Here is a 23,303-nt window from a genome sequence, read left to right as displayed (position 1 = left end):
TAGTGATTAAACAGATTATTTATTCAAAACCTTGTTAATAAGATCGATTAGTTCATCTCCAAATGTCTGTGGATTCAACATGTTTTGTACACCTAAAGCATGTTGACCTTCATTTACTTCAATTTCATGAATTAAGTGTTTAGAAGCTACAATAATATCCACATTAGGTAATCGAGATTTATAATCAGTTACGGCACAAGAATCCATTATATTTGGGATACCTTTTTTATCCAAGTAATTAGCGATTTTCATTTTCATCATCATTGATGAACCTTGACCACTACCACACACGGCAAGAATTCTAATTGGACGACCTTCACTAATAGCAACTTCATCCATTTTCTCAACGACTTCTTCATTAAAATCTTGATGAATATTATTACATTCGGTTTGATTCTTTTGTTGTGCTTCTTCAGCTCGTAGCTGCTTAGCAGCGAAGAACATATAAACCAGTGATAACGCAATAAGCACATAAATAAATAAATGAGTAAATGACAAACCTTGTAAAATTGGCGGGAATAAAATTGCCCAGTCAGCCATCCCCATCCAAGAATCGATAGGAGTATTATTTTGTGCGAAGATATGAATTACCCAAGCAGATCCGAATACTTCAATCATTCCCATTACAAAACAGATTTTCATTACTGCTTTCCAGCCACCAAAATGATTAGCAAATACACCAATGGTTGCATTAGAGAAAAACATAGGTATAAAACCTGGAATAATCATTATAGGTGATTTAAAGATCAGTAATAATGCAATAGCTAAAAACTGACCTAATGCACCCCAAATAAAACCAAATACCATTGCATTAGGTGAAAATGCATAAATAGCCGCACAGTCAATAGCAAGCACTGCATTTGGAATAAGTTTTTCGGAAATACCTTTAAAAGCTTCAGATAATTCAGCAACAAACATTCTTACGCCACCAACAATTACTTGTATAGCAACCGCAAATTTGAGCCCTGTTTCAAAAATATAAATAGTCCAATGAGTTTTACCTGCCATAGTTTGTAAATTATCCAATCCAAATGACAGTAGAATAATACCAAAGAAGAAGGTCATCACTATGGTGGTTGCGGCAATACTATCATGGAAAATATGTAACCATTTAGGTAATTTTAGGTTATCAACGGAATCATTTTTATCACCTAATTTAGGTGCTAACTTAACTGCAATCCAAGAACCTAGTTGTTGTTGATGACCGATAGAAAAACCAGCACCTCCAGTTACTGCTTCGGTAGGTTTAAACATCATATTAGAGAATATACCCCAATATAATGCGGTAATAATGGCAGAATAAATAACTGTTTCCCACATACCATAACCAAATAGGAAATAAAATAGTGTAATTAATCCTACCTGTTGGAACATAATATGACCAGTCAACATAATAGTACGAATACCAGTTATGCGTCGAAAAATAACTAAAATGATATTAATTGATAATGCTAATAATACTGCATATCCTACCCATGAATAATTTTCGCCCATCCCGTTTTCAACGGCAACCATTGATGCATAAGTATCAATAATTGAACCTTTAATATTATGATACTCTGCCAACTTGGATATTACAGGTTTAAATGTTGAAACCAATACTCCTGAACCTACTTGTAATAACATAAAACCGACGATCGTTTTAATGGTTCCTTTCAATACTGTTGTTATATCTTTACGTAAAAGGCAATAGCCTAAAAGAGTTACTAGCCCCAATAACAAAGGTGCCTTTGTCATTACCTGACTATAAAAAATATAAAATATATTATAGATTACTTCCATAAGCCCCTCTCATTAATTATCGACATCGCAAACACTAATAAAATATTGTTTCTCTATATTAGTGCCTTTCATTTGGTTTTATTCACTAAATAAAGTGAATTAAAGCTGTTAATTGATATGCGCTATATTCTATAATCATAATCAATCAATCAATGATTATTTATGATTAATTTGACCAAGATCACCTTTTTTATTTTAAAAGAACGAATAACTGTGACAGATATCACATTATTATAGTAAATATAATTTTTTAAAATAATATATTATTATATTTCATATAGTTACAAAAATTACCACTAAATATTACTTTAAAGCAATTGACAATACTAAAAATGAAAATTATCATCAAAAATAATCAAATATAATCATTTTCAACCTAGAGGCAGTTAATGAATGAGATATCGCGGCATAATCAGATAGTTGCATTAGTTGATGAAAAAGGTTCACTGACGGTTATGGATTTAGTTACCTACTTTTCCATTTCGCCTGCAACTGCAAGACGTGATATTACTAAACTAGATCAAAAAGGTAGGGTAAAAAAAGTACGTAATGGCATAATGCGAGTAGAAGAAAAGAAAACTATTTGGGCGCCAATTGGTATTAATAATACTGATCATTATCATGAAAAAGCTCGCATTGCTATACGGGCGGCCAAATTATGTGGCAATGATGAAAATATTGTTATTAACTGTGGTTCTACGGCTTTTTTATTAGGCCGAGAATTATGTGGAAAAAATGTCTCAATTATTACCAATTATTTTCCATTAGCTTGTTACCTTATTGAAAATGATCATGAAAATGTCATCATTATGGGTGGCTTATATAATAAAACTCAAAATATTATTCTTAACCCTATTGCTAGCATAACAGAAACTTATGCTGAAAAATGGATGTTTACCAGTGGTAAAACCTTAACACCAACTGGTCTTTATAAAAATGAAATATTAAGTGCCGTAGCCGAACAACAAATTTTAGAAAAAGCTGAAAAGTTGGTCGTTGTTGTCGATAGCTCAAAAATCGATAGTAAAGCAAATTCAGGAATGCTTTTTTGCCCAGTAAACAAAATTGATATCTTAATTACTGGCAAACAAGCCAATAAAGAAGTAATCGAATCTATCAAAAAGCAAGGCGTTGAAGTGATTTTAGTCTAACAAATAAATTTAGAAGGAAAAAAATATGAGTAAAGTTAATGAAATTACCCGTGAATCGTGGATTTTAAATACATTTCCTGAATGGGGAACATGGTTGAATGAAGAAATAGAAAACACTGTGGTTCAACCTAATACCTTCACTATGTGGTGGCTTGCTTGTACAGGTATATGGCTAAAATCAGCGGGTAATACTAATATTTCTGTCGATTTTTGGTGTGGAACAGGTAAAAAAACTCATGCCAATCCACTAATGAAAAAACAACACCAAATGATGCGTATGGGCGGAGTTCGTGAATTACAACCAAATTTAAGAACTAGCCCTTTTGTTCTAGATCCATTTGCGATTAAAAAAATTGATGCAGTAATGGCCACCCACGATCATGCTGATCATATTGACGTTAACGTAGCTGCTGCAGTAATTCAAAACTGTTCACCAGATGTTAAATTTATTGGTCCTAAAGCATGTGTTGAATTGTGGAAAAGTTGGGGAGTCCCAGCAGAACGCTGCATAGTGGCAAAAGTTGGCGAAACTATCAAAGTTGGGGATATAACCATTCGAGTATTAGATTCATTTGACAGAACATCATTAGTTACCTTACCTGAAGGTGTTTCTTCGACTGATAAATCTATTTTAGATGGTATGAACGATCGTGCTGTTAGTTATTTATTTGAAACTTCTGGTGGTTCTATTTACCATTCAGGTGATTCTCACTATTCAAATTATTATGCAAAACATGGTAATGATTATAAAATTGATGTTGCATTACTTTCTTATGGCGAAAACCCTCGCGGTGTGACGGATAAAATGACATCATCTGATATTCTTCGTGCTGCTGAATCTCTTAACACTAAAGTAGTTATTCCATTCCATCATGATATTTGGTCTAACTTCCAGAGTGATCCGCGTGAAATTGAAGTACTTTGGAGAATGAAAAAAGATCGCCTAGAATATAAATTTACACCATTTTTCTGGCAAGTTGGTGGTAAATATACGTATCCAACAGATAAAAATAAAATGCATTACCAACACTATCGTGGCTTCAGAGATATCTTTACTGATGAGCCTGAATTACCTTATCGCTCATTCTTATAAAATTAAGAATATCAAGTGGACTGCGGAAATATTCCAAAGTCCACAATTTATTTAAATATATCAAACTGCTTATATAAATAAATTTATTATCTAATTTCAATAATTCTAATTATAAAATATCATCCTAAGCTCTAATTAATTTTAAATATTTTTAAGCATTTATATATTTTTGTCTATCAGGAAGCCAGCACTCAATTAATTGTTTGGCACTGTCAGGGTAGCTTTGTTGTATATAATAAGAAACTTTTTGGACTTCACTAATCAGATGTTGATCACGGATTAAATTGACAACTTTAAAATTAGCTATACCCATTTGTCGAGTACCTAAAATTTCCCCACTACCGCGAATTTCTAAATCTTTTTGTGCAATAATAAATCCATCATTACTATCACGCATCACTTGCATACGTGCTTGTGCTATTTTACTTAATGGTGGTTGATACATCAGTACACAATGTGAAGCAACGGTACCGCGGCCTACACGCCCACGTAATTGATGTAATTGTGCCAGTCCTAAACGCTCGGCATTTTCTATGATCATTAAACTGGCATTAGGAACATCTACACCTACTTCAATTACTGTTGTAGCGACTAAAAGTTGAATATTACCTTGTTTAAAATCTTGCATTACTGTTTGTTTTTGATCCGACTTCATCTTACCATGTATCAGAGCAATTTTTAGGTGTGGTAGCCTTTCACATAACTCAGTAACTAACATTTCTGCCGCTTGAGCATCTAGCGTTTCTGACTCTTCAACTAAAGTACATACCCAATAAACTTGACGATGTTCTAGACAAGCTTGATTTACTCGTTCAATAATCTCATCGCGACGAGTATTAGGAATAACCACAGTAGTTATAGGTGTTCTACCTGGCGGTAATTCATCGATAATAGATACATCTAAATCAGCATAAACCGTCATAGCTAACGTTCGTGGAATTGGCGTAGCAGTCATAATTAATTGATGAGGGAAATTATGATTTTTAATACCTTTTTCCCATAAGCTTAATCGTTGATTAACCCCAAAACGATGTTGTTCATCTATGATAACTAGTCCTAAAGAAGCAAATTCAACTTTATCAACAAACACTGCATGGGTACCAATTAACATTGTTATTGCACCATTTTTAACCCGTTCATAGCGTTGCAGTTTATTCTTAGTTGTTAGACGCCCTGATAACCAATCAACCTCAATATTAAAAGGCTCAAACCATTGTTTAAAATTATGATAATGTTGTTCAGCTAATATTTCGGTAGGTGCCATTAACACCACTTGACTACCATTTTCAATAGCATTTAAAGCAGCTAATGCCGCAACCAAAGTCTTACCAGAACCGACATCCCCTTGAATTAACCGCATCATAGGAACAGGTTTTGCCATGTCTTGATAAATATCTTTTATTACCCGCTGTTGAGCATTAGTTAGCTTGAAAGGTAAACTAGCTAAAAAAGGCTGTATAACTTTTTGATTTGGATGAAAGATATATGCTTGTTGTTGTTGATTATCTATTTTTATCATTAACATACTTAAATGATAAGCTAACAATTCTTCAAAAATAAATCGTTTAATTGCTGGATGCTCACCGAATGATAATAAATTAATATCAGTATCGATTGGTGGATTATGGATAATCTGTATAGCTTGTAAAGCATCTAAATAGTGATCTGCTATCTGCTGTGGTAAAACTTCTGGAGGAGGATTACGTTTCAATAATAATAACGCTGAATGAATTGCTTTACGAATCACATTTTGTGATAACCCATAAGTTGAAGAATATATAGGCGTATATTTTTCAGTTTCTTCATCAAAACTAACCAATTTATCATCACGATTGGTTCTAATTTTAAATTGAGGATGAATAATCTCAGGATAAATTTTGCCCTGTTTTACTTCGCCATAAGCACTAACCCATTTACCCGTTATTAGAACATTTTTCATACCTGTATTGAAATGCAAAAATCTTAAAATAGCGATTCCGGTATCATCCTGAATATGACAAACTAACATCTTTCTTTTACCAAAAGTTATTTCACTTTTGATAATGCAACCATCAATAGTGGTATATGCACCCGGTGAAATATCAGCTATAGCTGAAAATGTAGTACGATCTTCATAACGTAAAGGGAAATGAAATAACAGATCTTTGGCGGTATAAATTCCTAATGAATGAAATTTGTTTTCAAGTGTAGGACCAAGGCCAGTTAATTGTATTATCGGTATTTGGCTGAAAAATCGACTAGACATAGTAATTAATTAATATTACGCAGCACACTAACAACATCAGGTTGTAATGACATTTTACGCATTAATTCATTAAGTTGCTGAGTATTTTTTACTTCAATTTGTAAAATAATGGTATAAATCTGTTGATCTTTTTCTTCAGTATTCAACCATTGCAAATGAGTATTTTCTTCATTAATGATCGAAAGAAGATGCGCTAATGATCCCTGATTACTTAAAATATCAACCCAAATTTCTGCGACAAAAAGCTGTTTGATATTTGCTGCCCATTTTAAAGAAATATATTTTTCAGGGTTATTTTGATAACCAGAAATATTCCGACATGATTCATGATGGACGGTCAAACCTTTTTCTGTACTAACATGACCAACAATAGGATCGTTGGGAATTGGATGGCAACATTTAGCAAATGTTACTAATACCCCTTCACTACCTGTTATTACCAAGGTTTTATTCGGTTCTGATTGATTAGATAATAACTCTTTATGCTCTAAACCTTTAGCAATAAAATGACTCATAATATTACCTAAACCAATTTCTGCTAATACATCATCGAAAGATGACTGTTTAGATAACTCAACAATTCTGGCTATTTTCTCTGGCGAAAGTGCCTCAATACCACCTATTTTAGCTAGAGATAGATTTAATAACCGTCTACCTAACTCAATAGCATCTTCACGTTTAAGTGTCTTAAGTGCTTGGCGAATACGCGATCTAGCTTTAGCACTTACCACAAAATTTAGCCAATTGGCATTAGGCCGGCCTTCTGGTGAGGTGATTATTTCGACTGTCTGACCATTACTCAACGGTTGTGAGATTGGGTAAGGTTTACGATCAACAATTGCGCCTATGCATTGATAACCAATATCTGAATGCACGGCATAAGCCAAATCGACTGCAGTGGCACCTTCAGGTAATTGAACAATACGGCCTTTAGGTGTGAATACATAAATTTCTTTAGGAAACAAATCTGATTTGACATTTTCGATAAATTCAAAAGAGTTACCCACACTTTGTTGCAGTTCTAATAAACTTTGCATCCAACGTTGTGCTTTAATTTGAGCGGTAGTATGGCTTAACTCATCGTTTTCATTATATACCCAATGTGCAGCCACTCCCATTTCAGCCATCTGTTCCATGTCTTCAGTTCGGATTTGGACTTCAACTGGAGTACCATGAGGGCCAATTAATGATGAATGTAAAGATTGATAACCATTCGCTTTAGGGATCGCAATATAATCCTTAAAACGATTTAAACGCGGTTTATACAAATTATGAACCAAACCAAGCACGCGGTAACAGGTATCCACATCTTTAACCACAATTCGGAAAATATAAATATCCATAATTGAATGAAAGTGTTGTTCACGCAATTGCATTTTTTGATAAATCACATAGATATTTTTTTCAATTCCTTCGACTTCTGCATCAATTTTAGCTTCAGCTAGACGTTCACGAATTTCAGATAAAATTTGTTGAATTAATTCTTTTCTGGTACCTCGTGCAGCTTCAATTACTTTCTCGATCACTTTAGCACGATTAGGGTACATTGCTGTAAAGCCTAAAATCTCAAGCTCAGTTTTAATATGGTGGATACCTAAACGGTGGGCCAGAGGGGCATAAATCTCAAGAGTTTCTTTGGCAATACGTCGACGCTTATCCGGCCTAAGAGCTCCCAGCGTGCGCATATTATGCGTACGATCGGCGAGTTTAATGAGAATAACACGCACATCTTCGGTCATGGCCAGTACCATTTTCCGAAAATTTTCAGCTTGGGCCTCTTGTCGATTGCGGAACTTTAATTTATCTAGTTTAGAAACACCTTCAACTAAAGTTGCTACATGTTTTCCAAAATTGTCGGTAATGTCTTGAAAAGTGATCGCGGTATCTTCAATCGTATCATGCAAAAGCGCCGCGATAATTGTTTCATAATCTAGTCGCATATCCGCCAAAATAGTGGCGACTGCGACAGGATGAGTTACATATGGTTCACCACTACAACGGAATTGCCCTTCATGCGCCTTTTGAGCAAAAAGGTAAGCATCTTGGATAAGTTCAACTTGTTTTACCGGAAGATAAGATGCGACAACCTTTTTTAAGCTATCAAAATATTGCATAGGCAATTCTCGTTAAGCTTATTCATACGAAGGTGTATTTTCAAGAAGAATTGATTCGTGCAAAGTTGAACGTACTTCTGCTTCTTCATCTTGACGAGCTTGGAAATCAGCAGTATCAAGAATTTGTTTATTGACTAAACCTTCTTCAATTTCACGCAATGCAACGACTGTTTCTTTATCATTTTCTTCAGGAAGTAAAGGTGATTTATTTTCAACTTGTAATTGACGAGCACGTCTTGCTGCCACTAATACAAGATCAAAACGATTACCAATTTTTTCTACTGCGTCTTGAACGGTTACGCGAGCCATTTTTACCCCTAATTTTTATACTTAATTGAATATTCTACAAGATCTGTTATTCTACTTAATTTTGTAGGGAATTGTCTACAGCTATCTGTTTATATTTATGCTCAAAAAATAAAGTCAAAAATAAATAGTGACCAGAAAATTAATTGCTATTTTTAATTATTCTAAAACTTCTAACCAAACATTAGGAGCGATAATAGGCTGATTTAATAAATAACGGCGTAATGCATCCAACGCAATTGTTGCTAAAATTCGCTGCTCAGTTAGCCGATTTTGTTTGCGACCAATATACTTAAGATTGAACTGTAACACATGCTTTCTCGTCATAATAATTAGCATAAATTGGCTATTCTTTTCTTTAAAATTAACTAATCCCAACGCAATATCTGCTTTAGTTTTAGCTAATGCATTTAACAAATAATCTTTGGGTTCATTCGTTAATAAAGGGATTACTTCGGATTTAACTACCGGGGCATCACAATCATACAATTGATAACTAATCATCCCCACGGATTGCTGTTCAATAACAGTCATTGTCAGATTTTTTTCATTTAATAGACCAGAAACTACCTTAGCCAATCCATTTTCGTTATGATAAGTGATAACCCCTTCGTAAAGTAAATTATCTTTTACTAATTCTTTAAGTTGTAACCAAAGTTGATCCATGGCATTTTTTTTGTGCTGTGGCGCGGTTAATTTTAACTCAATAATCGGCATTGCAGCACGATAACCAATTACTATATCATCTGGAATCTCAAGTTTAGCTTCTATTTCCGTAGCTAAATCACTTTCAGTACGCCCCATTGTAGTTAACCGATAACATAATGACTTTTCAACTTTAGGAAAATTCATCTTAATTTCGGGCATAATTGAAGTTCTGATCATCTCTTTGAACTCAGAGGGTACCCCTGGTGTAAAAAACAACATACAATCATTAAGCTGCATCTTAAACCCACAGGCTGTACCAATCGGATTGTTAATCACAGTTGCACTTTGCGGTAACATAGCTTGTTTTTGGTTACTTGCTGGCATAGTTAGACCCCGGCTAGAAAAATAGCGTTCAATCTCCAGTAACCATTGTTGATTTAATACCAGCGTTTCATTATTAGCTAGTGCAGCTGCTTGGGCACATAAATCATCACTTGTTGGTCCTAAACCACCATTAACAATTAATATGTCATTAACAAGACTACGTTCTTGTAGGATTGCAACTAATTGTTGAAGATTATCACCCGTGGTAAAACGAGAAGTGATCAAAAACCCTTCTTGGAAAAGAAACTCAGATAACCATGCCGCATTGGTGTCCACAATTTGACCATAAAGAACTTCATCACCAGTGCTTAGCATTTCAATCTTGATATTGCTATTGCTACAAGTCATATTTCGCCTTAGGTTATTTATAAAATAATTATTAAAGTCAATTTTTAATTAACTTGTTGTTTTCTTTACTATCCATGTGTTCTCTACTTTGTACTAATCTGACTGCAAAATAAAGATCATAAGCAAATTCAATAAACTCATCATCTAACTTGATATTCATCTGCTTAAACCAGTTTTTAAGCGTTTTTCGCCGACCAGATAATATTAAAACCACATCTCGAGCTTTTAATGATTTAACTAGTTCTTCGATACCTGATAATACGCTCACATCTTTATAAGTAAAACATGGGATGGCATCAACAATTACATAATTGATTGGTTCATCAGCTTCGTCAATATAGCTAACGATTCTACGTTTAAAGTAAGCAATATTAAAATAAGTAAGTGGCGAATTAAAACGATAAATTAAAGTATTTTTAATTGGTTGTACATCTTGACTTAGTGAATGTATTCTACCACTTTCATCAATTCCCAAAAGTTGATCTTTGGGCCTAAATACTCGGCGTAAAAAAAGGAATAACCCCAACAATACTGCCAAGGCCATTCCCGGAATAATACCAATAATTAATACTGCAACTAAAGTTGATAAACTAAGGTAAAAAGCATCCCGATCAAATTTAAAAAAGCGCCATATAGTTTGAAAGTTAATCAGTGATAAAGAAGAATAAATTAAAATAACGCCTAAAACACTCGTGGGAATATATTGCAAAGGAGCTAGAAAAAATAGCACAACTAAGCCAATTAATAAGGCGGCAATAATAGAAACTAACTGTGTTTTTCCCCCATTAGCATCATTAACTGCCGTCCGTGAAGAAGTGCCACTAACCACAAATCCTTGTGATAACCCAGCCACAATATTTGCCATACCCAGTGCTTTAAACTCTACATCAGCATTAGTTTCATAATTATTTTTGCTAGCAAAACTGCGCACAGTTATCATCATACTAACAAAGCAGATAATTGCTATATTTAGGGATGGCACCACTAAGTCACGCATTAATCCTTTATCAAAATTAAGCCAAGATTCGACAGGAATAAAATCACTACTTACTTGACCAATAATATGGATATTGTATTGTTCAAAGTTAAATAACCAAGAAAAAAAAGTCAAAATTATTACCGCAAAAAGCGGTGCCGGATAACGTGGTTTGAACTTTTTTAAAGCGATTAAAATACTTAAAGTAACCAATGATACCAGTGCTGTGCCAATATGGATTTGTGATAATTTAAACGGCAAATAAACAATCCGTTCTATTAAATAGGAATAGTCATAACTAAAGCCTAATGTTTTTGCCAACTGATCAACCATGATAGTAATTGAAATACCATTTAATAAACCAATCAAAATGGGTTGGCTAAGTAAATCAGCTAAAGCACCAAGGTGAAGTTTTCCGGCAATAATGCACCATATTCCGATCATAATGGTCAACAACACTACCAATTGCCAGCGTAAAATGGGATCATTGGCAGCTAAAGGTAATACCACAGCTGCCACTACCGCACAAGTAGCAGTGTCAGGCCCAACAATAAGTTGCCTTGAAGACCCCAAAAGTGCATACACAATCAATGGTAAAATAGTAGAATATAAGCCAGCAATAGCGCCAACTCCAGTTAATTCTGCATAAGCAATCGACACAGGTAAAGAAACAGCAGCCACCGATAATCCCGCTTTGATATCAAAACTTAAATACTCACGTTTATAGATCAATAAAGCACTTAGCCCTGGCATCCAAGCAGTTATTTTTTGGAACAATCTACTGTTTTTAAATTTACTCATTATAATAGTTATTTCCCTGCTATACTCATATTCTCAATGAGAATTGAACCACACTGGATGTTACCTCTTGTATCAACATCATTTCCTATCGCCACAATGTTTTTATACATATCTTTTAAATTACCAGCAACAGTAATTTCATTAACAGGGTATTGAATTTGACCATTTTCGACCCAAAAACCGGTAGCTCCACGCGAGTAATCCCCAGTCACAGTATTAACCCCCTGCCCCATCAATGAAGTTATTACTAAACCTTTATGTAATTTTTTTAGCATAGTATCAAAATCAGCATTAATTTGACCGGTTGAAACTAACCAATTATAAATACCACCTGCATGACCGGTAGTGGTTAATCCTAGCTTTCTAGCCGAATAATTACCTAACAAATACGTTTGTAATACACCTTGTTCAACAATATTACGCTTAATTGTTTGTGTACCTTCACTATCAAAAGGTGACGACCCTACACCTTTTAATATATGAGGATCTTCGTAAATAGTCAGCCAAGAAGGGAAAATAGGTTGGCCAACACTGTCTAATAAAAATGAAGATTTACGGTAAATAGAACCACCACTGATTGCGCTAATCAAATGCCCCATTAATCCAACTGCTACATCGGCACAAAAGAGCACTGGTACTTGCATAGTGGCTATTTGTCTGGCACCTAATTGAGCGATTGTTCTTTCAGCAGCCTGTTGACCAACCCAAGTTGGACTAGATAATTGACTAATATCACGTGACGAGGTATAAGCATAATTACGTTCCATTTGCCCGTTTTGCTCCGCAATAACCGAACAAGAAAGAGAATGTGAACTGGCACAATAACCTTGTAACATGCCTAAACTATTGCCATAAACATAAATACCATAGCGACTACTGAAATAACCTCCATCACTACTACTAATTTTAGGTTGTGCTAAAGCTATTTGCTCTGCTTGCTTTGCTTGTTCAATAGCCTCATCTACATTTAAATCACTCGGATAAAATAAATCTAAATCTGGAGGATTAAAGGCCATCAAACTGGCGTCACCCAAACCCGAATAAGGATCGGGTGAAGTATATTGCATAATATTAATTGCCATATCAATGGTTTGAGAAATAGCTGATGGTGACAAATCATTGGTAGAAGCACTACCCTTGCGTTGATTTTGATAGACAGTAATAGCTAAAGCACCGTCGCTATTAAATTCAACATTTTCAGTTTCCTCCAAGCGAGTACTAACACTTATACCAGTTGATTGGTTAATAGATACTTGAACTGAATCCACCCGACGTTTTGCTTCCTCAATAGCATTTGCCACAATGGTTGATAAAGTTACTTGTTGCTGTAAAGCATCTTTTTTTATTTGTGCAATAGTCATCTTATTATTTTCTACAATTCTGCTAGTGATACGTTATAATAAGCTAGATTTACATTTAAGTTAACAAAAGAAATCATATGAATAACCATAATGAAATTTTTATAGAACCAAACGTCAACACCGATAATAGTAATGATGAAATTATTTATGTCAGTAAAAGTGAAATTAAACGCGATGCCGAAGCTCTAAAAAAATTAGGTATTGAATTAGTTAATCTCAGTAAAAATGAAATCGTAAAAATTCCGCTTGATGAAGATTTACTTTATGCCATTGAATTAGCACAAAAAATAAAAAAAGAAGGCTACCGCAGACAAATTCAATATATTGGTAAATTGCTCCGCAGTCGTGATATAGAACCAATTACCCAAGCACTTGATAAACTCAAAAACCGTCATAATCAGCAAGTGGCTTTATTCCATAAGTTAGAGAAACTACGTGATGAACTAATCGAAACTGGCAATGCTGAAGCTATTATTGAAATTTACCCTAATGCCGATCGACAACAGTTACGCACCTTAGCGCGTCTAGCAAAAAAGGAATTAGACACCAATAAAGCGCCTAAAACTGCTCGACAGATTTTTCAATATTTAAAACAATTGAGTGATACCGAATAATCTTTATAATGTTAACGGCTATTGCTTATCATTAATCAATTAATATTATTAACCAAGATAGAGGATATAAAAATGGGACTATTAAATGTACCAGCCGGTAAAGAATTACCAGATGATATTTATGTTGTGATTGAAATTCCAGCTAATGCCGATCCAATTAAATATGAAGTAGATAAAGAAACTGGTGCGGTATTTGTTGATCGCTTTATGGCAACAGCAATGTTTTACCCATGTAATTACGGTTATATCAATCATACTTTATCTCTTGATGGCGATCCGGTTGATGTATTAGTACCAACCCCATATCCATTACAACCAGGTTCAGTAATTCGTTGCCGCCCGGTTGGAGTATTAAAAATGACTGATGAGTCAGGTGTTGACGCTAAATTGGTTGCAGTGCCTCATACCAAACTTTCTAAAGAATATGATCACATTAAAGATGTAAACGATTTACCTGAATTACTAAAATCACAAATCAAACACTTTTTTGAACAATATAAAGCGCTTGAAAAAGGTAAATGGGTTAAAGTTGATGGTTGGGAAAATGTAGATGCGGCTCGCAAAGAAATTATGGAATCCTTCGCCAGAGCTAAAAATAAATAAAATTACCAATTTGTTAATTACTGTTCTAGAAAACCGTCAGTAACTGTCAATTAAAGAGTCATAATATGTCAATTTATGGCTCTTTATTTTCACTTTCGAAATTAATTTAATATGGTTAACTAGCAATAACTTGCTTTATATCAAATTAAACCCTTATATATAAAAATTTTAAAAAAAACTGTACTCTAAGATAAAAAAATTGTCATTAATAGCTTGCTTTCGATTATGATTTATGCGGTAATAGTAACAGACTTCTGAACGACGTATATTTTTATAAAAACGGTTAACTTTATAGTGTATTTTTCAACTACATTTTTAGTTTATGTTCTTATAATTAGAATATTAAGTTATAGAGTCTACTCACGCCACAAAGGCAAAATATTAATTATTGTTAGGATGTTTAGTAAATGAATAAAAAAACTGGCCAAGTAAAATGGTTTAATGAGAGTAAAGGTTTTGGTTTTATTACGCCAAGCGATGGAAGCAAAGACGTTTTTGTACATTTTTCAGCTATTTCCGGTGACGGATTCAAAACTTTAGCTGAAGGTCAACAAGTTGAGTTTTCTATCCAAGATAGCCCTCGTGGACCAGCAGCGGCCGAAGTTGTAGTTATCTAATTGATAATTACATAATTGATATAATTTAAAAACGCTCATTTTTAATGAGCGTTTTTTTATTACACATAAAAAAACGACCATAAGGCCGTTTTTTAAAATAACAATAATTTAATGCAGATTATTTTTTAGACACAACTGCGATTAAATCTAAAACTTTGTTAGAATAACCGACTTCATTATCATACCAAGCAACAAGTTTAACAAATTTGTCACTTAATTGAATACCCGCTTTAGCGTCGAATACTGAAGTACAAACTTCACCTACAAAGTCGGTAGATACAACATCATCTTCAGTATAGCCAAGCACACCTTTCATTGGGCCTTCAGCTGCTGCTTTAACTACTTTACAAATATCTTCATATTTTGTAGGTTTTTCTAGACGTGCAGTTAAATCAACTACAGAAACATCAGGAGTTGGTACTCGGAAAGCCATACCGGTTAATTTACCGTTTAATTCAGGAATCACTTTACCTACAGCTTTAGCAGCACCTGTAGATGAAGGAATGATGTTTTGAGCAGCACCACGACCACCACGCCAATCTTTGTGAGATGGACCATCAACAGTTTTTTGAGTAGCAGTTGTTGCGTGAACAGTTGTCATTAAACCTTCAACAATACCAAAATTATCGTTGATAACTTTAGCTAAAGGCGCTAAACAGTTAGTAGTACATGATGCGTTTGATACGATATCTTGACCTGCATAATCTTTATCGTTAACACCAATAACAAACATTGGAGTTGCATCTTTTGAAGGACCAGTTAAAACAACTTTCTTGGCACCAGCTTGAATGTGTTTACGTGCAGTTTCATCAGTTAAAAATAAACCAGTCGCCTCAGCAACAACGTCAACACCCACTTCGTTCCATCTTAAGTTTGCAGGATCTCTTTCAGCAGTAACACGGATTGTTTTACCGTTAACGATTAGTTTACCATCTTTAACTTCAACAGTACCGTCGAAACGACCATGAGTTGAATCATATTTAAGCATGTAAGCCATATAATCAACATCTAATAAATCATTAATAGCTACAATTTCAATGTCTGAACGTTTTTGTGCAGCACGGAAAACAATACGACCAATACGTCCAAAACCATTAATACCTACTTTGATTGTCATAACAATTACCTTCTTTTTTTGTGTTTTAAATATAAAAAATCTTTACGCTAAGCTATCAAATTTTTAGGATTTATTCAAGAATATTCGAATAATTGTACAATAATAAATTAAATTCAAAATGTATCTTATTAAGACAACAATAATGAATTTTTCATATAGATAATATCGAAAATAGTTAATTTAATACAGAAACTACTTTTAGATGAAAATTAAATAAAATGCAAATATAAATTTAACCGATCAGTTATCACGTCTATTGACGAGAAACACAATTATAATTAGTTTATTATTTTAATTATTTCTTATTTTGTTTAGAAAAAATAGTTATAACAATATAAATTAAAATTATTGGCTTAATAAACTCAACACCCTTACTATATATCAATAATTCACTAATAAAATGTAAGGAATAATTTTGACTAGCGACGTATTACAAGCCCTAAATTTATTAAAATCAAAAAAATGGATTGATTTAACCCACACTTTTGATCATAATTCGCCCCATTTTTTTATGTTTAAAAGTGCTCAAATAAAAACATTGTTTAGTCATGCAGATGGTTTTCTGGCACAAGAATTTTGTTTTCCTAGCCAGTATGGGACCCATATTGATGCCCCTATCCACTTTGTACCCAATACCCGTTATCTACACGAGCTTGAACTTCATGAATTGGTGTTACCGTTAATTGTGATTGACCAATCTCAGCGAGCTCAACGCGATCCTAATTTCTCATTATCAAAAGAAGATGTCATCGCATTTGAACAGGAACATGGACAAATCGAAGCCGGATCTTTTGTCGCTTTGCGAACGGATTGGAGTAAGCGTTGGCCTTCACAAAGTGCGATGGAAAATAAAGATGTTGACGGCAATAATCAGATTCCTGGTTGGGGAATGGATGCGTTACAATTTTTATTCGAAGATCGCAAAATTAAAGCTATTGGTCATGAAACATTTGATACTGATTCAGCTAAAGAGTTCCGCAAAAATCAGGCTTTAAAAGGTGAGTATTATGTATTAGAGCAAGATACTTACCAAATTGAATTAATGACTAATTTAGATAAACTACCGACTAAAGGCGCGGTTATTTTTAATATCGTTGCCAAACCAAATCAAGCTTCTGGCTTTCCTGTAAGATCATTTGCCATACTGCCATAATATAAGCATAAATAAACTCAACTATGTTGCTACTTAAGCACATATTTGGGTTTATTACATTAATGCTAATACTATCTAATTAGCAAATTAAATTTTTATTTTTTTATACCAAAATCGCATCATGTTAGGATAATGACATTCTCTTTCATAGTTTCATGTATAATGACACCAAACAAGAAAATTGTATAATTACAACTTGTAACCATAAAAACATAACCAATTGAATGTGATAAACCGATAAGAAACAATGCCATGATTAATGAAGACTATTTAACCGACCACACACCAATGATGCGGCAATACCTAAAGTTAAAAGCTGAAAATCCGGATATTTTGTTATTTTATCGGATGGGTGATTTTTATGAAATGTTCTACGATGATGCTAAGCGTGGTTCGCAACTACTAGATATTTCATTAACCAAGCGTGGATCTTCCAATGGTGAGCCGATTCCTATGGCTGGCGTGCCTTATCATGCTGTTGAAACCTATTTAGCCAAATTAATTTCACAGGGGGAATCAGTCGCGATTTGTGAACAAATTGGCGATCCGGCTACTAGCAAAGGGCCTGTCGAACGCAAAATTGTTCGTATAGTTACACCAGGTACTGTCAGTGACGAACTATTATTAGAAGATCGGAAGGACAATTTATTAGCCGCCATTTGGCAAGCTAAAAATCACTATGGTTATGCAACTTTAGATATTAGCTCTGGGCGATTTTTTGTGTTTGAGTGTGATAATATTGAAGAAATTCAAGCCGAATTACAACGAACTAATCCGGTTGAATTACTCTACCCGGAAGACTTTCAAACTATGCAGTTGATTGAAAGTCGGCAAGGGTTACGCCGCCGTCCGTTTTGGGACTTCGATCTAGAAACCGCCAAACAACAACTTAATTTGCAATTTGGTACCAACGACTTAGTAGGATTTGGCGTAGAAGATTGCAATTACGCACTTTGTGCCGCCGGTTGTTTATTACAATATGTCAAAGATACTCAACGCACTGCTTTACCGCATATTCGCGCGATTATTAAAGAATCATCTTATGATTTTGTGGTACTCGATGCTGCCACTCGTCGCAATTTAGAGATCACCGAAAACTTATCAGGCGGTACTCAAAATACTGTAGCAGAAATATTGGATAAAACCCAAACCCCAATGGGTAGCCGTATGTTAAAACGTTGGCTGCATTCGCCAATTCGTAATCTGACTACCTTACAAAATCGTCAAGATGCTATTAACGAATTGCACCAGTATGTTACCGAAGTGCAGCCATTATTAAAACAGATTGGCGATATTGAGCGTATTTTAGCTAGATTGGCATTACATAGTGCTCGCCCACGCGATTTTGCGCGTTTACGTGACGCCTATAATTTATTACCACAACTGCAACAATTATTAACTAATTTTACTTTACCTTACCTAACCAGTTTAAGCACCAAAATTAACCAATTCGATCATATTGCTGAGTTGCTCAATAGTGCTATTGTCGAAGCGCCGCCGGTGATTATTCGCGATGGTGGGGTAATTGCTACTGGTTATAATGCTGATTTAGATGAACTACGTAACTTGGCGGATGGCGCAACCAATTATCTTGAACAATTAGAAATAAGGGAGCGTGAAACCCTAGGCATTGACACATTGAAAGTTGGATTTAATGCAGTGCACGGTTACTATATTCAAATCAGTCGTGGTCAAAGCCATTTAGCGCCAATTCATTATACTCGCCGGCAAACGCTTAAAAATGTTGAACGTTATATTATTCCCGAATTGAAAGAGTATGAAGACAAAGTACTGACCGCAAAAAGCCGAGCCTTAGCCTTAGAAAAACAACTTTATGAACAATTATTTGAGCAGTTATTACCCGATCTTGCCGCCATGCAAACCAGTGCTGAGGCGATAGCTGAATTAGATGTACTAACTAATTTGGCTGAGAGGGCATTAACCTTGAACTATCAGCGCCCAACACTAACCACTAAAGCGGGCATTGAAATTCAGGGCGGCCGTCATATCGTTATTGAACAAGTGTTAGCCACGCCTTTTATTGCTAATTCGTTACGCTTATCACCTGAACGACGTATGCTGATTATTACAGGCCCCAATATGGGGGGAAAAAGCACCTATATGCGCCAAACCGCCTTAATTGTGTTACTGGCTTATATTGGTAGTTTTGTGCCAGCAACTAAAGCAATTATTGGTCCGGTCGATCGCATTTTTACTCGTATAGGGGCTTCTGATGATTTAGCATCCGGCCGTTCCACCTTTATGGTAGAAATGACAGAAACCGCCAATATTATGCACAACGCTACCGCACAGAGTTTGGTGTTAATGGATGAAGTCGGTCGTGGCACCTCCACCTATGACGGACTGTCACTAGCTTGGGCTTGTGCTGAAAACTTAGCTAATGAAATCAAAGCAATGACACTTTTTGCCACTCACTACTTTGAACTAACCCAATTACCGGAACATATGCAAGGAGTATACAATATCCACTTTGATGCGGTTGAGCATAATAATACCGTGGCGTTTATTCATGAAGTGGCCGAAGGTGCAGCCAGTAAGAGTTATGGTATTGCTGTTGCCGGGCTTGCCGGAGTACCTAAAACGATTTTAAAACGCGCTAAACAAAAACTCAAAGAGTTGGAGGTTATATCCAAACAATCAGCCAATAGCCATGTTGATACTTCTCAACTTTCGTTTGTCACTGAGCCAGAACCATCTGAAGTGGAACAAACTTTAAGGCAAATAGATCCTGATTCACTAACAGCCAAGCAAGCTTTAGACGTGCTGTATCAATTGAAAAAATTATTATAATGATTTGATGATATTATCCCACTCTACTAACAAGTGGGATAATATTAGTTGATTAATATCTATACGCAAACGTATAGTAGACAGGAAACATCTTTACAAAGTTAATTAGCGCTATCAATAATGTTATTGCTAAACCTAAAAGCCACCTAATAGGACTAAATCACTAGCTAACCTACTAGTTAACATTATCAAAATTAATGCCAGAATTTCTTCTTAGATGTTTTACCAATACCCGGATTAAAACTATTAGTCGGATCAAGTTGATGATAGAAGTTTTTCAAATCGTCATTGGCATGGTACAAATGCCCAACATTATGCTCTGCCGGATACTGTGCCCCGCGTTGGTCCAAGATTTTCAACATTTCTTCTTCAACTTTGGCGCAATCAGTACCTTTTTTAGCAATATAATCCTGATGGAACACCGAACAGAAAAAATGACCATAATACAATTTATGAATAAAATGTTGGCTAATGCTCTCTGGTAAGGTTTCAAACCATTGTTTGTCATTACGCCTTAAAGCAATATCTAAGGCAACTAAATCTTCCACGGTTTTACTATGTACACTACGGTAAACAGTGGCAGCTCCTGCAGTTGCAAAACGATGTAACATGGCGGCCTCGGCTTCTTTTGGATTACAGCAAAAATAACTACCATTCCTGTTTTGAAAATATTCTTGTAAAAATGCAGCTGCTTCAGCAATACCATTATCGGCCATTTTTAAAATCAAATGATGTTGGTAACGATCACGATAATCACGAATAGACTTAGGTAAATGGTGCGGCAAAATTTTACAGACGGTTACTGCAAAGCGATCCGAAAAATTATTCGGGAATAATGGGATTTTGCTAGCAATGCGATCAACCCAATTTTTAAAAGCATATAAGCGAGGAATAGTATCAGTACCTAATTTTTGAATGGCTAAAAACAAGTGCTTACCATAAACTGCGGCAATATCAAAGGCATCACGATGAATATATTCACCAGAAACCGGCAAATTATCAAACTTACCTAAAATGTGACGACGAATATCATCAAGTTCATTGGTATCATTAGTGCCAATGTAAAATACAGCCGTATCGCCTTCAAGTGGAAAGGTATCCAAACGTACTGCAAATACCATTAACCGACCAGCACTACCTGAGGCTTCGTAATGCAATTCAGGATCCGCATTGAAACGCGCCGGAGTATCGGCGTCAATTTTTCGTACATGATCACGATAATTATGGTCATGCCCTAAACCAGCATCGCGTTTAATATCTTTGTCTGTATAAGTGTGATTTTGTAAATTATTTAAAATAGTTTCAGGATCTTCACCAAGCTCTATTCCTAAGTGATTAACTAAATGTAACTCACCTTTTTCATCTAGCTGAGCAAAAACCGCCATTTGAGTATAAGCCGGACCATGTTGGATTAAAGCGCCACCCGAGTTATTACACACTCCCCCCATAACCGAAGCGCCAATACAAGACGAACCGATCACCGAATGTGGCCCACGTTGGTATTTTTTTAACTCTTTTTCTAATCGGAACAAAGTACTACCCGGCAAACACACTACCTGTTCACCATTTTCAATGACTTGAATACCATCTAAACGACGAGTACTAACAATTACAATAGGACGATCATAGTCATTGCCATCAGGGGTTGAACCACCAGTTAACCCGGTATTAGAAGACTGGGTTATCACAATTACATCTGCTTCAACGCAGGCTTTTAAAACTTGCCATTGCTCGACTAATGTGCCTGGCAAAACCACGGCTATAGCATCACCCTCACCAAAACGAATACCTTTACGGTAAGGTAGCGTACGGGCAGAATCGGTTAATGTATGTTTGTGCCCTACAATAGCATGTAACTTTTGAATAAGTGCAGCTGTTTCATTCCCGTTCATATCAATCATTCCTATGCAATTTTGAAAATATCAGGCTGATATAGATTATTTTATAACCGAGATATCTTAATCAAAACATATACAATATGCTATCCAATTTTTAGGAAACCCTTCTGTCTATCGGTTTGATTTATTAAAAATAAATAACAAAACACAATTAATTTATTGATATTTATCAATAAAAAATCGATATAGATTTATACTATTAATCACAATGGAAAATCCGTTAATACAAGTTACTCTAGTGAATATTTTTATACTTAAACGTAGTGTTCTCAGGAAACATCTTGACAGAACTGCTGGCGCTCATCTGGCCTGAAAAAAGTCCACGCTACGAATCGGCTTATTTTTTGCCCTTGAGCCATCGGGATAATTCTGCTTTCAACTGCGGCAATTCGCTTTAATTGTTGTTTAATTACGGCTAGTGACTCTTTTTTTGAAACTAGTGAGGTAAACCATAAACATTGCCGTTTGTAAGTAACACTTTCGGCAAGCATATTAGTAATAAAAGCACTTTCACCACCTTGACACCATAACTCTGCTTGTTGCCCACCAAAGTTGAGTATAGCTTTTTGATTGGGATGGTGTAATTTCCCCAAATTTTTTAATTTTTTATGCGCACTGGCTAGAGCTTGTTGCGCTGAAGCATGAAATGGTGGATTACATAGTGTCAGCATATAAAACTCGCGTGGTTTAATAATATGCCGAAAAATAGCTGCACTATCAGGTTGCAATCGGCACTGTAAAGAGCCTTTCAATAAGCTATTGGCTTGAGTGATTAACCTTGCCACTTTGAGCGCCTTAGGATTAACATCACTGCCGACAAATGACCAACCGTATTCAGTACTGCCAATAATTGGGTAGATCACATTCGCCCCTACGCCAATATCTAAAACTTTAACTTGCTTACCAGTAGGAATAAAGTTGTGATGATCTTGAGCCAATAAATCAGCTAAATAGTGAATATAATCTGCGCGCCCGGGAATGGGCGGACACAAATAATCATTGGGTATATCCCAATAAATAAGTTGATAATAGTGTAACAACAAGGCTTTATTGAGCATTTTAACCGCGATTGGATCTGCAAAATCAATCGACCAATTGCCATACTGATTTTGTTTCACCAGCGGAGATAACTCGGGTAAGGTTTGTATGAGCTCAGCAAAATGATAACCAGCGCGATGTTTATTACGTGGATGTAAAGGGGATTTAATAACTGAATTTGACGGCTGTTGCATAATTTATCCAAAAATAATATTTAGATTTATTATAAAGGCATTACAGTCA

General features: G+C 35.2%; 17 protein-coding genes. 7 read left to right on the top strand and 10 right to left on the bottom strand.

Going from position 1 to position 23,303, the window contains the following annotated elements:
• Nucleotides 1-15: 15 nt before the first annotated feature.
• The gene (locus A9G13_RS06240; RefSeq protein ID WP_442902799.1) at nucleotides 16-1,737 is read right to left on the bottom strand and encodes a PTS ascorbate-specific subunit IIBC; all 1,722 of its coding nucleotides are present in this window, start codon (nucleotides 1,735-1,737) and stop codon (nucleotides 16-18) included.
• A 434-nt stretch (nucleotides 1,738-2,171) separates the two neighbouring features.
• On the opposite strand from A9G13_RS06240, the gene ulaR reads away from it, so the two are divergent.
• Together ulaR and ulaG are read left to right on the top strand one after the other, a co-directional pair.
• Nucleotides 2,172-2,933, top strand: a complete 762-nt coding sequence (gene ulaR, locus A9G13_RS06235; protein ID WP_065556728.1) for an HTH-type transcriptional regulator UlaR — start codon at nucleotides 2,172-2,174, stop codon at nucleotides 2,931-2,933.
• 25 nt (nucleotides 2,934-2,958) lie between these two features.
• A complete protein-coding gene (gene ulaG, locus A9G13_RS06230; RefSeq protein WP_065556727.1) occupies nucleotides 2,959-4,026 on the top strand; it encodes an L-ascorbate 6-phosphate lactonase in 1,068 nt (355 codons plus the stop codon).
• 151 nt (nucleotides 4,027-4,177) lie between these two features.
• On the opposite strand, the gene recG is transcribed toward ulaG, so the two are convergent.
• From recG to pmbA, 6 genes are all read right to left on the bottom strand, one after another.
• Nucleotides 4,178-6,271: an ATP-dependent DNA helicase RecG gene (gene recG, locus A9G13_RS06225; protein WP_065556726.1), complete on the bottom strand. Its 2,094-nt coding sequence runs from the start codon at nucleotides 6,269-6,271 to the stop codon at nucleotides 4,178-4,180.
• Between the two features lie 5 nt (nucleotides 6,272-6,276).
• A complete protein-coding gene (gene spoT / locus A9G13_RS06220) occupies nucleotides 6,277-8,385 on the bottom strand; it encodes a bifunctional GTP diphosphokinase/guanosine-3',5'-bis pyrophosphate 3'-pyrophosphohydrolase (protein WP_065556725.1) in 2,109 nt (702 codons plus the stop codon).
• An 18-nt stretch (nucleotides 8,386-8,403) separates the two neighbouring features.
• On the bottom strand, nucleotides 8,404-8,694 hold the full coding sequence (gene rpoZ, locus A9G13_RS06215) for a DNA-directed RNA polymerase subunit omega (protein ID WP_065556724.1): 291 nt from the start codon (nucleotides 8,692-8,694) through the stop codon (nucleotides 8,404-8,406).
• A gap of 156 nt (nucleotides 8,695-8,850) precedes the next feature.
• Entirely contained in the window at nucleotides 8,851-10,071 is a 1,221-nt protein-coding gene (locus tag A9G13_RS06210) for a CinA family nicotinamide mononucleotide deamidase-related protein (RefSeq protein WP_065556723.1), read from the bottom strand.
• A 37-nt stretch (nucleotides 10,072-10,108) separates the two neighbouring features.
• A complete protein-coding gene (locus A9G13_RS06205; protein ID WP_218059171.1) occupies nucleotides 10,109-11,848 on the bottom strand; it encodes a SulP family inorganic anion transporter in 1,740 nt (579 codons plus the stop codon).
• A gap of 8 nt (nucleotides 11,849-11,856) precedes the next feature.
• On the bottom strand, nucleotides 11,857-13,209 hold the full coding sequence (gene pmbA / locus A9G13_RS06200) for a metalloprotease PmbA (RefSeq protein ID WP_065556722.1): 1,353 nt from the start codon (nucleotides 13,207-13,209) through the stop codon (nucleotides 11,857-11,859).
• 77 nt (nucleotides 13,210-13,286) lie between these two features.
• On the opposite strand from pmbA, the gene yjgA reads away from it, so the two are divergent.
• The 3 genes from yjgA (at nucleotide 13,287) to cspE (ending at nucleotide 15,043) form a co-directional block, all read left to right on the top strand.
• Nucleotides 13,287-13,823, top strand: a complete 537-nt coding sequence (gene yjgA / locus A9G13_RS06195; protein ID WP_065556721.1) for a ribosome biogenesis factor YjgA — start codon at nucleotides 13,287-13,289, stop codon at nucleotides 13,821-13,823.
• Nucleotides 13,824-13,895: 72 nt separating this feature from the next.
• A complete protein-coding gene (gene ppa / locus A9G13_RS06190) occupies nucleotides 13,896-14,426 on the top strand; it encodes an inorganic diphosphatase (RefSeq protein WP_065556720.1) in 531 nt (176 codons plus the stop codon).
• A 407-nt stretch (nucleotides 14,427-14,833) separates the two neighbouring features.
• On the top strand, nucleotides 14,834-15,043 hold the full coding sequence (gene cspE / locus A9G13_RS06185) for a transcription antiterminator/RNA stability regulator CspE (protein ID WP_065556719.1): 210 nt from the start codon (nucleotides 14,834-14,836) through the stop codon (nucleotides 15,041-15,043).
• Between the two features lie 118 nt (nucleotides 15,044-15,161).
• Here cspE and gapA read toward each other — a convergent pair whose 3' ends face one another.
• Complete coding sequence (gapA, locus tag A9G13_RS06180; RefSeq protein WP_065556718.1) at nucleotides 15,162-16,160, bottom strand: glyceraldehyde-3-phosphate dehydrogenase; 999 nt, start codon at nucleotides 16,158-16,160, stop codon at nucleotides 15,162-15,164.
• Between the two features lie 415 nt (nucleotides 16,161-16,575).
• On the opposite strand from gapA, the gene A9G13_RS06175 reads away from it, so the two are divergent.
• Both A9G13_RS06175 and mutS read left to right on the top strand, forming a co-directional pair.
• Nucleotides 16,576-17,313 carry a cyclase family protein gene (locus A9G13_RS06175; protein WP_065556717.1) on the top strand — a complete coding sequence of 246 codons (738 nt, stop codon included), beginning with the start codon at nucleotides 16,576-16,578 and terminating at the stop codon, nucleotides 17,311-17,313.
• 252 nt (nucleotides 17,314-17,565) lie between these two features.
• Nucleotides 17,566-20,124, top strand: coding sequence for a DNA mismatch repair protein MutS (gene mutS, locus A9G13_RS06170; RefSeq protein ID WP_065556716.1), 2,559 nt, complete (start codon nucleotides 17,566-17,568; stop codon nucleotides 20,122-20,124).
• Between the two features lie 194 nt (nucleotides 20,125-20,318).
• Here mutS and dld read toward each other — a convergent pair whose 3' ends face one another.
• Together dld and rlmF are read right to left on the bottom strand one after the other, a co-directional pair.
• Nucleotides 20,319-22,016, bottom strand: a complete 1,698-nt coding sequence (gene dld, locus A9G13_RS06165; protein WP_065556715.1) for a D-lactate dehydrogenase — start codon at nucleotides 22,014-22,016, stop codon at nucleotides 20,319-20,321.
• A 275-nt stretch (nucleotides 22,017-22,291) separates the two neighbouring features.
• Nucleotides 22,292-23,254 carry a 23S rRNA (adenine(1618)-N(6))-methyltransferase RlmF gene (gene rlmF, locus A9G13_RS06160; RefSeq protein WP_065556714.1) on the bottom strand — a complete coding sequence of 321 codons (963 nt, stop codon included), beginning with the start codon at nucleotides 23,252-23,254 and terminating at the stop codon, nucleotides 22,292-22,294.
• Between the last annotated feature and the right edge of the window lie 49 nt (nucleotides 23,255-23,303).

Origin of the sequence: Gilliamella sp. wkB178, assembly GCF_001690705.1 — a bacterium.
Classification (GTDB): domain Bacteria; phylum Pseudomonadota; class Gammaproteobacteria; order Enterobacterales; family Orbaceae; genus Gilliamella; species Gilliamella apicola_K.
Note: the sequence above shows the minus strand (reverse complement) of the source record. Positions and strands in the feature narration are given on the sequence as shown.